General features: G+C 70.4%; 10 protein-coding genes and 1 tRNA gene. 6 read left to right on the top strand and 5 right to left on the bottom strand.

The window, feature by feature from the left end; genetic code table 11:
- Nucleotides 1–59 precede the first annotated feature (59 nt).
- The 4 genes from ACFV9M_RS30205 (at nt 60) to purM (ending at nt 4693) form a co-directional block, all read left to right on the top strand.
- Nucleotides 60–869: an META domain-containing protein gene (locus ACFV9M_RS30205; protein ID WP_385071452.1), complete on the top strand. Its 810-nt coding sequence runs from the start codon at nt 60–62 to the stop codon at nt 867–869.
- Nucleotides 870–1029: 160 nt separating this feature from the next.
- On the top strand, nt 1030–1827 hold the full coding sequence (locus tag ACFV9M_RS30200) for a sterol carrier family protein (RefSeq protein ID WP_385071449.1): 798 nt from the start codon (nt 1030–1032) through the stop codon (nt 1825–1827).
- 222 nt (nt 1828–2049) lie between these two features.
- On the top strand, nt 2050–3576 hold the full coding sequence (gene purF / locus ACFV9M_RS30195; protein WP_385071446.1) for an amidophosphoribosyltransferase: 1527 nt from the start codon (nt 2050–2052) through the stop codon (nt 3574–3576).
- 37 nt (nt 3577–3613) lie between these two features.
- Nucleotides 3614–4693, top strand: a complete 1080-nt coding sequence (purM, locus tag ACFV9M_RS30190) for a phosphoribosylformylglycinamidine cyclo-ligase (protein WP_385071444.1) — start codon at nt 3614–3616, stop codon at nt 4691–4693.
- Nucleotides 4694–4798: 105 nt separating this feature from the next.
- Here purM and ACFV9M_RS30185 read toward each other — a convergent pair whose 3' ends face one another.
- Nucleotides 4799–5044, bottom strand: coding sequence for a DUF3073 domain-containing protein (locus ACFV9M_RS30185; protein WP_385071441.1), 246 nt, complete (start codon nt 5042–5044; stop codon nt 4799–4801).
- A gap of 337 nt (nt 5045–5381) precedes the next feature.
- Complete coding sequence (locus tag ACFV9M_RS30180; protein WP_385071438.1) at nt 5382–6482, bottom strand: Leu/Phe/Val dehydrogenase; 1101 nt, start codon at nt 6480–6482, stop codon at nt 5382–5384.
- Between the two features lie 220 nt (nt 6483–6702).
- On the opposite strand from ACFV9M_RS30180, the gene ACFV9M_RS30175 reads away from it, so the two are divergent.
- Nucleotides 6703–7545, top strand: a complete 843-nt coding sequence (locus tag ACFV9M_RS30175) for a hypothetical protein (protein ID WP_385071435.1) — start codon at nt 6703–6705, stop codon at nt 7543–7545.
- A gap of 576 nt (nt 7546–8121) precedes the next feature.
- On the top strand, nt 8122–8328 hold the full coding sequence (gene bldC, locus ACFV9M_RS30170) for a developmental transcriptional regulator BldC (protein WP_003949541.1): 207 nt from the start codon (nt 8122–8124) through the stop codon (nt 8326–8328).
- Nucleotides 8329–8889: 561 nt separating this feature from the next.
- Here the strand turns inward: bldC and ACFV9M_RS30165 are convergent.
- The 3 genes from ACFV9M_RS30165 to hrpA form a co-directional block, all read right to left on the bottom strand.
- Nucleotides 8890–9078: a DUF6274 family protein gene (locus ACFV9M_RS30165; RefSeq protein WP_385071432.1), complete on the bottom strand. Its 189-nt coding sequence runs from the start codon at nt 9076–9078 to the stop codon at nt 8890–8892.
- 226 nt (nt 9079–9304) lie between these two features.
- Nucleotides 9305–9379, bottom strand: a tRNA-Asp gene (locus tag ACFV9M_RS30160).
- Between the two features lie 94 nt (nt 9380–9473).
- Nucleotides 9474–13418, bottom strand: coding sequence for an ATP-dependent RNA helicase HrpA (gene hrpA / locus ACFV9M_RS30155; RefSeq protein WP_385071429.1), 3945 nt, complete (start codon nt 13416–13418; stop codon nt 9474–9476).
- Between the last annotated feature and the right edge of the window lie 120 nt (nt 13419–13538).

Here is a 13538-nt window from a genome sequence, read left to right as displayed (position 1 = left end):
ACGCGGCCCGCGTCCCGGACGAGGGGAACCGATCGGCCCCCTCGCCCCGTCGAACCGACATGTCCACGCAGCAGCAGCGACTGACCCTCACCGCCGCGGCGGCTCTCGTCCCGCTCCTGGCGGCCTGCGGAAGCGAGACGACCGGCGGCAGCGGCTCCGTCGGCGTGGGGGAGCGGGTGACCGGCGTCCACTGGAAGGTCGCCGACGTCACCGTCGGGGGCACGACCCACGAGGCACCCGCGGGCGCCACCGTACGGATCGACGACAGCGGCCGGGCGCAGGGCAGCTACGGATGCAACCACTTCAGCGCGCGCGCCGACTTCGACGGCGACCGGCTCCGGTTCAGCGACACCGCGGCGACCGAGATGGCCTGCGAGGGGCAGTCCACGGCCGTCGAGACGACCCTCGCCCGCACGCTCGCCGACGGCACCCTCACGGCGGCCGTGGAGGACGGCCGGCTGACCCTCACCACCGACGACGGCGACACCGTCCGGCTCACCGAGGAGCCGGCCGCCCCGCTGCACGGCACGCGCTGGAAGGTCACCGCACTCGGTGCCGCGGACGGCGCGGCCGAGTCCCTCCCCGGCGGCGCCGAACCCCACCTCACCTTCGACAAGAACGGCAAGGTCGGCGGCAGCCTCGGCTGCAACACCGTGAACGCCTCGGCGACCGTCCGCGACGGCCGGGTCACCCTGGGCGCCCCGTCCACCACACGGAAGCTGTGCGCCGCCCCGCTCATGAGCACCGAACGGCGCCTGCTGAGCCTCTTCGACAGCACCGTCGCCTACCGCCTGGACCACCGCACCCTCACCCTGACCGGCGCGGACGGCGGGACCGTGACGGCGGTCGCGGCCGACCCCGAACCGTGAACCGCCGACGAGCCGGCCGTCTCGGAACGCCCTGAACGGCAGTCTCGGAACGCCCTGAACGGCCGCTCGGAAAAGCCCTGAACCACCGGTCGCAAGAGCCCTGAACCACCGCTCGGAAAAGCCCTGAACACCCCTGCCGCCAGGGCATAGGCTCACCGCCATGCCCCCGGCCAAGAAGCGCACCCGGACCTACGACCCGGCCAGAATCCGTACCGCCGTACTGGCCCAGCTCGGCGCCGTACGGCATGCGGCCGGCACCCTCACGCCCGAGCAGCTCGCGCTGCCGACCCGGCTCGGCGACTGGACCGTACGGGAGCTGGTCGCGCACATCGGGATGGCGGTCACGGCCGTGCACCGGGCGCTCGACAAGCCGGAACCGGCACGGCAGGACGCCGTGCTCCTCGACTGGCCGTTCGCCACCGCCGCCGACGCCCCGGCCATCGACGACTTCACCCGGGGCGTCGCCGAGAGCCACCCCGACCTCGTCACCTACCTGACCGACATCGACCGGCGCCTGCGGGAGCTGCTCGACGCCCACCCGGCGGGCCGGCTGCTCCAGACCAACGCCGGCGCGCTCCCGCTGGCCGACTACCTGGTCACCCGCACCGTCGAACTCGTCGTCCACACCGACGACCTTAACGCCGCCGTGCCCGGCCTGGACGTCCCCGTCGACCGCCAGGCCCTCGCCGCGGCCACCCGGCTCCTCGCCGACGCCCTCGCCGTCAAGGCGCCCGGCGGCGCGACGGAGGTGCGCGTCCCGCCGTACGCCGTCGTGCAGTGCGTCGAGGGCCCCCGGCACACCCGGGGCACGCCGCCCAACGTCGTCGAGACCGACCCGCTGACCTGGTTGCGGCTGGCGACCGGGCGGCTGACCTGGAAGGACGCCGTCGAGGACGCGCGGGTGAGCGCGAGCGGGGAGCGGTCGGACCTCACGGCGCTGCTGCCGTTGATGTCCTGACGCGCGAGCGGCCGATTGATGTGCGACACCTCACTCGCATCACGGGAACAAGCCCCCGCCCGGCCGCCACGGGAGCGCTCCCGGAAGCTGAACCGATCGCCCCCGCACCGACCTGACCTGCGCAAACGAATCGATCTCGAAGTGGGCCTCCAGGGCGTGATCGAGTTACTGGCAAGTATCCCCAATTCGGACCAGTGGTCGATCTCGCCTACACTCGAAGACGTGCCACGTGGTGACGGTCGACTCAATCACGATCTGCTCCCCGGTGAGAAAGGCCCCCAGGACGCGTGTGGCGTCTTCGGTGTCTGGGCTCCGGGCGAAGAGGTCGCAAAGCTCACGTACTTCGGGCTCTACGCCCTCCAGCATCGGGGCCAGGAATCCGCGGGAATCGCGGTCAGCAACGGCTCCCAGATCCTCGTCTTCAAGGACATGGGCCTCGTGTCCCAGGTCTTCGACGAAACCTCGCTCGGTTCGCTCCAGGGTCACATCGCGGTCGGACACGCCCGCTACTCGACCACCGGCGCCTCCGTGTGGGAGAACGCCCAGCCGACGTTCCGCGCCACCGCGCACGGCTCGATCGCGCTCGGCCACAACGGCAACCTCGTCAACACCGCCCAGCTCGCCGAGATGGTGGCCGACCTGCCCAAGCAGGAGGGCCGCACCCCGCGTGTGGCGGCGACCAACGACACCGACCTGCTCACCGCGCTTCTCGCGGCCCAGGTCGGCGAGGACGGCACGCCGCTGACCATCGAGGAGGCCGCCCACCAGATCCTCCCGCAGGTCAAGGGCGCCTTCTCGCTCGTCTTCATGGACGAGCACACCCTCTACGCCGGCCGCGACCCCCAGGGCATCCGCCCGCTGGTCCTCGGCCGTCTGGAGCGCGGCTGGGTCGTCGCCTCCGAGTCCGCCGCCCTCGACATCTGCGGCGCCAGCTACGTCCGCGAGATCGAGCCGGGCGAGTTCGTCGCCATCGACGAGAACGGCCTGCGCACCTCCCGGTTCGCGGAAGCGAAGCCCAAGGGCTGCGTCTTCGAGTACGTGTACCTGGCCCGCCCCGACACCGACATCGCCGGCCGGAACGTGTACCTCTCCCGCGTGGAGATGGGCCGCCGCCTGGCGAAGGAGGCCCCGGCCGAGGCCGACCTGGTCATAGCCACCCCGGAGTCCGGCACCCCGGCCGCCATCGGCTACGCCGAGGCCTCCGGCATCCCCTTCGGCGCGGGCCTGGTCAAGAACGCGTACGTCGGCCGGACCTTCATCCAGCCCTCGCAGACCATCCGCCAGCTCGGCATCCGCCTGAAGCTGAACCCGCTGAAGGAAGTCATCAAGGGCAAGCGCCTGGTCGTCGTCGACGACTCGATCGTGCGCGGCAACACCCAGCGCGCCCTGGTCCGCATGCTCCGCGAGGCCGGCGCCGCCGAGGTCCACATCCGGATCTCCTCGCCGCCCGTGAAGTGGCCCTGCTTCTTCGGCATCGACTTCGCCACCCGCGCCGAGCTCATCGCCAACGGCATGTCGATCGACGAGATCGGCACCTCCCTGGGCGCCGACTCCCTGGCGTACATCTCCATCGACGGCATGATCGAGGCGACCACCATCGCCAAGCCGAACCTGTGCCGCGCCTGCTTCGACGGCGAGTACCCGATGGAGCTCCCCGACCCCGAGCTGCTGGGCAAGCAGCTCCTGGAGACGGAGCTGGCCGCGGGCCCGGCCGCCACGGCCGCGTCCGACGCGATCCGCCGCCCGTAGGCCTCGTACGTATCACCAACCCGAAAGATCCCAGGCAATGTCTGAGACCCGTACCGGTGTTCCCGGTGCTTCCTACGCGGCTGCCGGCGTCGACATCGAGGCGGGCGACCGCGCGGTCGAACTGATGAAGGAGTGGGTGAAGAAGACGCAGCGCCCCGAGGTCCTCGGCGGCCTCGGCGGCTTCGCCGGCCTCTTCGACGCCTCCGCCCTCAAGCACTACGAGCGTCCGCTGCTCGCCTCCGCCACGGACGGTGTCGGCACCAAGGTCGACCTCGCCCGCCGGCTGGGCGTCTACGACACCATCGGCCACGACCTGGTCGCCATGGTCATGGACGACATCGTGGTGTGCGGCGCCGAGCCGCTGTTCATGACCGACTACATCTGCGTCGGCAAGGTCCACCCCGAGCGCGTCGCCGCCATCGTCAAGGGCATCGCCGCGGGCTGTGTGCTGGCCGGCTGCGCCCTGGTCGGCGGCGAGACGGCCGAGCACCCGGGCCTGCTGGGCGAGGACGACTTCGACGTCGCCGGCGCCGGTACGGGCGTCGTGGAGGCCGACCGCCTGCTGGGCGCCGATCGCATCCGCACGGGTGACACGGTGATCGCCATGGCGTCCTCCGGCCTTCACTCCAACGGGTACTCCCTCGTCCGCCACGTCCTGCTGAACCAGGCCGGCCTCTCCCTCGACGCGCACGTCGAGGACCTCGGCCGCACCCTCGGCGAGGAACTGCTGGAGCCGACGAAGATCTACTCGCTGGACTGTCTGGCCCTCACCCGCACCACCGAGGTCCACGCCTTCAGCCATGTCACCGGCGGCGGGCTCGCGGCCAACCTCGCCCGGGTCGTCCCGGACGGACTGCACGCGACCGTCGACCGCTCCACCTGGACGCCCGCCCCCGTCTTCGACCTCGTCGGCCGGACCGGGAACGTCGAGCGGCTGGAGCTGGAGAAGACCCTGAACATGGGCGTCGGCATGCTGGCGGTCGTCCCGCCGGAGTCGACGGACGTCGCCCTGGCGACACTGGCCGACCGCGGGGTCGACGCCTGGGTCGCGGGCGAGATCACCGAGCGCGGCGACCACACCGGCGGCGCCACCCTGGTCGGGGACTACGCCGGCTGACCCTCGCGGAACCCGCGGGCCCGGGGGAGCCCGCGGAACCGTGCGGACAGCACAAGACCCGGTCGATGACCGAAGTCACCGACCGGGTGGGTGCTCAGTACAAGGTCAAGCGCCGCGACGGTGTTGTTGCGAGGAGTCCTCGTCCTCGTCGTCGTCCTCGTACAGGTCGGCGTACCGGCTGTAGAGGTCGTCGTCCTGCTCATCGTCCTCGAACGGCTCGCCATTCGGCGGAATGTTCGGAGACGATGCGCCCAGCTCTTCGGCCAGGCGTGAGAGATCCGTCCCGCCGCTGTTGTACTTCAGCTGGCGGGCGACCTTCGCTTGCTTGGCCTTGGCCCGGCCGCGCCCCATGGCTCGACCCCCTCAACGACGGGGCTCGACGGCCCCAGAGTCTTGACACGCGTTCATGGTCCGGAACGGACTCTCCGCGGAGAGGCCGGTCCGTAGGGCTTCCACGGTACCTGAGCCCGCACCCATACGGTACGTCGCCCGTGGCACGCGCGTGTGCACAGAGCCTCCGAGGCGCCCCGTCCTCGCTGGTCAGTGGCGATTTTAACCACTTATCGGCGGACGACCCGCCGGGAAGAGTGAGAGTTCTCTCTAACTTTCCACCGGCCGGTACCGGCAAACCAGGGGCGAGGGCGGGGACGGGGCGCCTCGGGCCGTCAGCGGAACCGTTCCCTCCGCCTCACCGCCCGCCCGCCCGGGCCGCTTCGTGCATCCGCTGCTCGGCGATGCGGTCGGCCGCCGCGGCCGGCGGAATCCCGTCCGCCTTCGCACGCGCGAATATGGCGAGCGTGGTGTCGAAGATCCTCGCCGCCTTCGCCCTGCACCGCTCGAAGTCAAAGCCGTGCAGCTCGTCGGCGACCTGGATGACCCCGCCGGCGTTCACCACGTAGTCCGGCGCGTAGAGGATCCCGCGGTCGGCGAGGTCCTTCTCGACGCCCGGGTGGGCGAGCTGGTTGTTGGCCGCGCCGCAGACGACCGCGGCGGTCAGGACCGGCACCGAGTCGTCGTCGAGGGCTCCGCCCAGCGCGCAGGGGGCGTAGATGTCGAGCCCCTCGATCTGGATCAGGCGCTCGGTGTCGGCGACCACGCCCACCGAAGGGTGCTCGTCGGCGATCCGCCACACGGCTTCCTGGCGCACGTCAGTGATCACCACCTGGGCGCCTTCCGTCAGCAGGTGTTCCACCAGGTGGCGGCCGACCTTGCCCACGCCCGCGATACCGACCGTGCGGCCGCGCAGCGACGGATCGCCCCACAGGTGCTGGGCGGAGGCCCGCATGCCCTGGTAGACGCCGAAGGCGGTCAGGACGGAGGAGTCGCCCGCCCCGCCGTGCTGCGGCGACCGGCCGGTCGTCCAGCGGCACACGCGGGCCACGACGTCCATGTCGGCCACGTACGTACCGACGTCGCAGGCGGTCACGTACCGGCCGCCGAGCGAGGCCACGAAACGGCCGTAGGCGAGCAGCAGCTCCTCGGTCTTGATCACTTCGGGATCGCCGATGATCACGGCCTTGCCGCCGCCGTGGTCCAGCCCGGCCATGGCGTTCTTGTACGACATCCCGCGCGCGAGTTTCAGGGCGTCGGCGACGGCCTCCCCCTCGGTCGCGTACGGGTAGAAGCGCGTACCGCCGAGCGCGGGGCCCAGGGCGGTGGAGTGGAGGGCGATGACGGCCTTCAGACCGCTGGCCCGGTCCTGGCAGAGCACGACCTGCTCATGACCTCCCTGATCCGAGTGGAACAGGGTGTGCAGGACGTCGGAGGAGGCGCCGGATACGTCGGTCACGGTGGTGACTCCTGGGTAACTAGCGGCGGTCGGGACAAGGGCTCCCGTACGGGTGGCGGGGCCTGTGGGACGAGCGTAGAGCCTGGGCGCGCCGCCGCACGCGTGGTGCTGCGGATCACCTTCTTGCGGAGTAAGGCCGTGGGACGATTTGCAGGTTTTCCGGCCCCCGCCCGGGCGGGCCGGAAGGTTTCCCACACGGCCGGAGGGGGAGGGAGGAGGCGTGTCCCAGGTGCCCTCGGTGATCGTCCCGTACGCCGTCTATCTGCGCGTCTACGAGCCGCTGGCAGCCTTCCCGGAACCGGAGCGCTCCCACTGGGAGCGCTACGCCCGCCGCCCCGCCCGCCCCACCTACCAGGACGAGCTGCGCCGCTCACTGTCCGACCTGCTGCCCACCCCGCCGGTCGCGGTCCCGGTGCACGAGAGCGGGGACGCCTTCGTGCTCGACGTGGACGGTGTGGTCTGCGTCTGCCCCTGGCGCACCCGGCTGCGCGGCTGGCAGGCCCTGGAGGAGCTGGGCGACGAACTGCCCGGACCGGTCCTGGACGCGGTGCTGCCCCCGGTCGTCCGCCTCCAGGCCGCCCAGGACTACGAGCGCTGGCTCGCCCGCAACCCCGACGCCCGCCCCTGGATCCGCACGGCGGCCTGGCAGATCCCGCTGCACTGGTTCGTGCTCGTCCGCGACGAGGAGCGCGAGTGGGACAAGGGGACGGCGGAGCTGCCGCCGGTGCTGCGCTACCGCACCCCCATGGTGCAGGCCCGCCGCCGGGTGGCCCGGGGGCTGCGCGCCCTGCGGGACGCCATGGGCGAGGGGCCGCTCATCGACGGCCTGGTGGACGTGGGGCGCTGGCTGGAGGAGTTCCACCCGCGCGCGCTGGTCGAGCTGGACTACGGCGGCCTGGTGCACGCCCTGCCGGCCGGCGACCTGGAGAACGACCACTCGGCGGCCGACGTCGCCGCGGGGATCGACGCCCTGCGGCGGGGGGACGGCGCGGCGGCGGGCGAGGCGTACGCCCGGCTCGTGGAGCGCTGGCGGTCGGTGCGGCACCGGCGCTCGGCGAACTGACGGTGTGACAGATACGACAAGCGGTCCCTGAGTGACGTGCGTCACGGCCGTCAGGGCTTCGAACAGCGTACGGTCGACCGCACCTCACGGAACTGACGGGGTGTCGGGCCGATCCGGGCGCCGGCCCCGATCCGGGCGTATGGCCGCAAGAACCGCCAAGGGTGATGGACCGCACGTACGGGGCCCTTGCGCCGCTTGCCCCCCCTCGTGCCAAAATAGGACAAGGAGTCCGGGGAGGGCTCCTCCGTCCGCTTGTGTTCCTCCGTGGGCGGGATCTCAGCATTGCACGCTTTGGGGGGTCTGGTGACTCCTGATCGCCGTGTGACTGATCGTCACACTGGCGTGACTGTCCGCTATGGCACGGTCCATCGGCTTCCGTCGCCGATGAACACCTGGGGGGCAATTCCATCGGTTTGGCCGACGCGGCTGGACAGATGGTGTAGTTGTAGTGCCGAGGACAAGCCGTTCGTCCTATAACCGACTCGACTCGCGTCCGCCATTTCGGGCAACGCGGGTCAAGGTGCAGAATTTAGAGGAAAGAACCGAGAAGGTTCGGTTCTCCCGAGGAGGCCGCTCATGACCGCTCGCACCCCTGATGCTGAGCCGCTGCTGACCCCGGCTGAGGTCGCCACCATGTTCCGCGTGGACCCGAAGACGGTCACGCGCTGGGCGAAGGCCGGCAAGCTCACGTCGATCCGCACGCTCGGCGGGCACCGCCGCTACCGCGAGGCCGAGGTCCGCGCCCTGCTGGCGGGCATCCCGCAGCAGCGCAGCGAGGCCTGAACAACTGAATAACCGGGCGAAACGCCAGGTCCCCCAACCTGCCGGAACGCCCGAACCACCTGCTCCACACGACGTGGGCCTGCCCCAACAGGCTCCTCGCCCACACGGTACGTCGTCGGTCGCGCTGGACTCCGCCGGGTCCAGCGCGATCTTTTTTTGTGCGTCCGCGCCTGTCTAGCAGCCGGCTCTGTGAGTGGCCTTGTCCGAGTCTGGGGAGTCTCTGGGAGGGTTGCGCGGGGGTTGTGGACGGCATCCTCCACAGTGGTGCAATTGCACATATTAAATTGACCGGTTGTAGGAGACGGGTAAGAACCCGAGTTTCGGAAACTCATGCGGTGACACCCGTCACATGCCACCGGCCTTGTCGGCGTCGCCGCGTCTGCGCTAGAGGAACCGCGGACTCCGCCTCGCGCCCCAGCAGCCCACGCCCGTACGGGCGTTGAGCGCCGACGGTCCCGAACGCGGTTCCGTCCGAGGTCCGCGCGCGGCCCCGCCCCCGATGCGCCGCGGGGGCGCGATCGCGGTCCCGCGGCGCCGACGTGCGCGCCGTTCCGCCCGCCGTCACGTCGACGGGGCGTCCCCCTCGCCGGCCTCCTGAGGGGCCTGGGCGGCCCGTGGAGCGCCGTCCATCGCCAGCCGCAGCAGACGGTGGCAGATCGGGCAGTGGCGGGTCCGATGTCGGTAGGACGACGCGGCCGACAGATGCGCACGGAGCAACGCCCGCGTCTCGTGCCTGGCCGATGCCGCCATACGCCACCTCCGAGAGGTCCACGCGGGGAACAGAGCCCTGAACTCTGGGGTACCGGGTGAATGTGACGCCGTCAAGGGAGCGCGGCGCGTGCACGGCGACACTGAGGCCGTACGGGGTTCCCGAACCGGGCCGGAACGGCCCCGCGCCCTGCGATCGGCCCCGGCCCCGGCCCCGGCCCCGGCACACACGAGAGCCCGGGTCCGAAGACCCGGGCTCTCGATGTTGCGGTCCTGACGGGATTTGAACCCGCGGCCTCCACCTTGACAGGGTGGCGAGCACTCCAAACTGCTCCACAGGACCAGGTTTCGCGGCACTCGGTGTTGCGCTGTGCTGCGAGAAGGACTGTACAGGAGGGCGAGCCCCTTGGTCGAACTCACCCTCCGCACAGGAACCGTCACGGCACCGCCGCGTCGATCGCCTTCACGATCCGCTTGTCGGAGACCGGGTACGCCGTGCCCAACGCGTGGGCGAAATAGCTGACCCGCAGCTCCTCGATCATCCAGCGGATGTCCAGGACGGAGGACGGCACCGGGCGGCCCTGGGGCAGCTGCTCCAGCAGCCACGCGTACTCGTCCTGCATCTCGTGGACCTTCTCCATACGGGTGGTGTCCCGCTGGACGTTGGTCGGCATCTGCTGAAGCCGCCGGTCCACGGCCACCAGGTACCGCATCAGATCCGGCAGCCGGCGCAGCCCCGCCTGCGTCACGAAACCCGGCCGCACGAGCGCGTCCAGCTGCTTGCGCACGTCCGTCAGGTTCGCCAGCAGCGTGGGGCTGCGCACCGTCTTCAGGCGCCGCTCACAGGCCTGCCAGGCGGCCAGCACCTGCTGCACCTGGCCGACCGTCCGTACGGTCACGTCCACGATCTCCGCGCGCACCTTGTCGTAGAGCTTCCGGTACGACTCCTCGTCCCACACCGGTCCCCCGAAGTCGCCGATCAGCCGGTCCGCCGCCGCCATCGCACAGTCGTCGAACAGCGCCTGGATGGAACCGTGCGGATTCGCCGACAGAGCGAGCTTCTGAGCGTTGGTCAGGCGATCGCTCGCGAACTTCGCCGGATTGACCGGGATGTTGCGCAGGATCAGCCGGCGCGTGCCCTTCCACATCGCCTCCGCCTGCTCCGCCTCCGTGTCGAAGAGGCGCACGGACACGGTGTCGCCGTCGTCGACCAGCGCCGGGTACGCCTTCACCGGCTGGCCGGCCCGGCGGGTCTCGAAGACACGGCTGAGCGAGCCGATCGTCCAGTCGGACAGGCCCGAACGCTCCAGGGACTCACCACCCCGGCGCTCGGCAGTGGCCGCGGCCGCCTGTGAGAGGGCCTCGCGGGCCTTCGGCTTCAGCCGCAGCCGCAGCACCTCGAGATCCTTGTCCTCGGCCAGCTTGCGGCGCCGCTCGTCGACGATCCGGAAAGTGATCCTCAGATGGTCGGGAATCTTCGACCAGTCGAAGTCGTCCGCCTCGAAGGGCACGCCGACCATCCGCTTCAGCTCACGCGCCATCGCCGTGGTGAGCGGCCCCTCCAGCGGCACCGCCCGGTCCAGGAACCGCTTGGCGAAGTTCGGCGCCGGCACGTAGTTCCGGCGGATCGGCTTCGGCAGAGAGCGGATCAGCTCCGTGACGACCTCCTCCCGCAGACCGGGAATCTGCCAGTCGAAACCCTCGTCCGTCACCTGGTTGAGCACCTGCAGCGGGATGTGCACGGTCACCCCGTCCGCGTCCGCCCCCGGCTCGAACTGGTACGTGACCGCGAACCTCAGCTGCCCCTGCCGCCACACGTCCGGATAGTCGGCCTTGGTGACCGCCTCCGCCGACTCCCGGATGAGCATCTCCCGCTCGAAGTCCAGGAAATCGGGCTGTTCGTGCCGCTTGCGCTTCCACCAGGAGTCGAAGTGGGCGCCGGACACCACATGCTCGGGCACCCGCTGGTCGTAGAAGTCGAACAGCGTCTCGTCGTCGACCACGATGTCCCGGCGCCGAGCCCGGTTCTCCAGCTCCTCGACCTCGCTGAGCAGCTTGCGGTTGTCGGCGAAGAACTTGTGATGGGTGCGCCAGTCGCCCTCCACCAGGGCGTTGCGCAGGAACAGCTCCCGGGAGACCTCGGGCTCGATCCGCCCGTAGTTCACCTTCCGCTGCGCGACGATCGGCACGCCGTACAGCGTCACCTTCTCGTACGCCATCACCGCCGCCTGATCCTTCTCCCAGTGCGGCTCGCTGTAGGTCCGCTTCAGCAGATGCCCGGCGAGCGGCTCGACCCACTCCGGCTCGATCTTCGCGTTGACCCGGGCCCACAGCCGACTGGTCTCCACCAGCTCCGCCGACATCACGAACCGCGGCTGCTTCTTGAACAGCGCCGAGCCGGGGAAGATCGCGAACTTGGCGTTACGGGCGCCCAGGTACTCGTTCTTGCTGCCGTCCTTCACGTCCTTCATCCCGACGTGGGACAGCAGGCCGGCGAGGAGGGAGACATGAACGCTGTCGCCGGAGGCGTCCTGCTCGTTGAGGTGGATGCCCATCTGCTTGGCGACCGTACGGAGCTGGGTGTAGATGTCCTGCCATTCGCGAATGCGCAGGAAGTTCAGGAACTCCTGCCGGCACATGCGCCGGAAGGACGACGAACCGCGCTCCCTCTGCTGCTCGCGGACATACCGCCACAGGTTGAGGTAGGCGAGGAAGTCGCTCGTCTCGTCGCGGAAGCGGGCGTGCTGCTGGTCGGCCTGGGTCTGCTTGTCGGCGGGGCGCTCCCGCGGGTCCTGGATGGAGAGCGCGGCGGCTATCACCATGACCTCGCGGGCACAGCCGTTCTTCTCGGCCTCCAGGACCATCCGGGCCAGCCGCGGGTCGACGGGCAGCTGGGCCAGCTTCCGGCCGGTGTGGGTGAGCCGCTTGCGCGGATCCTTCTGCTCCGGATCGAGCGCGCCCAGCTCTTGGAGCAACTGCACACCGTCCCGGATGTTGCGGTGGTCCGGCGGGTCGATGAACGGGAACTTCTCGATGTCGCCGAGACCGGCCGCGGTCATCTGAAGGATGACGGAGGCCAGGTTGGTGCGCAGGACCTCCGCGTCCGTGAACTCCGGGCGGGCGGTGAAGTCGTCCTCGGAGTACAGCCGGATGCAGATACCGTCGCTGGTCCGTCCGCAGCGGCCCTTGCGCTGGTTGGCGCTGGCCTGCGAAACCGGCTCGATGGGCAGCCGCTGCACCTTGGTGCGATGGCTGTAGCGGCTGATCCGGGCGAAACCGGGATCGATGACGTACTTGATGCCCGGCACGGTCAGAGAGGTCTCGGCGACGTTCGTCGCCAGAACGATCCGGCGCCCGGTGTGCGGCTGGAAGACGCGATGCTGCTCGGCGTGCGACAGCCGGGCGTACAACGGCAGCACCTCGGTGAACCGGTACTTCTTCTTCTCCAGCGCGTCGGCCGTGTCCCGGATCTCCCGCTCGCCGGAGAGGAACACGAGGATGTCGCCGCTCCCCTCCCCCATCAGCTCCTCGACGGCTTCGGTGATCGCGGTGATCTGGTCCCGGTCGGCGTCCTCGGAGTCCTCCTCCAGGAGCGGCCGGTAGCGCACCTCCACGGGATACGTCCGGCCGCTGACCTCGATGATCGGCGCGTCCCCGAAGTGCCGGGAGAACCGCTCGGGATCGATGGTCGCGGAGGTGATGACGACCTTCAGGTCGGGCCTGCGCGGCAGCAACTGGGCGAGATAGCCCAACAGGAAGTCGATGTTGAGGGACCGCTCGTGGGCCTCGTCGATGATGATCGTGTCGTAGGCGCGCAGCTCGCGATCGGTCTGGATCTCCGCGAGCAGGATGCCGTCCGTCATCAGCTTCACGAAGGTGGCGTCCGGGTTCACCTGGTCGGTGAAACGCACCTTCCAGCCGACGGCCTCCCCGAGCGGCGTCCGCAACTCGTCGGCCACCCGCTCGGCGACGGTCCGGGCGGCGATCCGCCGGGGCTGCGTGTGCCCGATCATCCCGCGCACGCCCCGCCCCAGCTCCAGGCAGATCTTCGGGATCTGGGTCGTCTTACCGGACCCGGTCTCACCGGCGACGATGACGACCTGGTGATCACGGATGGCGTCCGCGATCACGTCCTTCCGCCGGCTGACGGGGAGCTGCTCCGGATAGGTCACGGCGGGCACACGGGCGCGCCGCGCTCCCATCCGCTCCTCGGCCTGGGCGACCTCGGCCTCGATCTCGGCGAGGACAGCGGCCCGGGCCTCCGGCTTGCGGATCTTGCGCGCGCCTTCGAGCCTGCGCCCGAGCCGGTGCGCGTCACGCAGGGACAGCTCGGCCAGGCGGGGGGCGAGGGCGCCCAGGGCGGGGGCAGGGTGCGTAGACATACGCGATCCAGGATCTCATCCCGGAGAAAATCGTGGCGAACGCTTTTGCCCCCGACGGCCCCGCGTCCCACGCGTCCCACACCATCGGCCGACGCGACACCGTCGGCCGGAGCCACGCGA

Source organism: Streptomyces sp. NPDC059895 (genome assembly GCF_042731035.1).
GTDB lineage: Bacteria > Actinomycetota > Actinomycetes > Streptomycetales > Streptomycetaceae > Streptomyces.
Note: the sequence above shows the minus strand (reverse complement) of the source record. Positions and strands in the feature narration are given on the sequence as shown.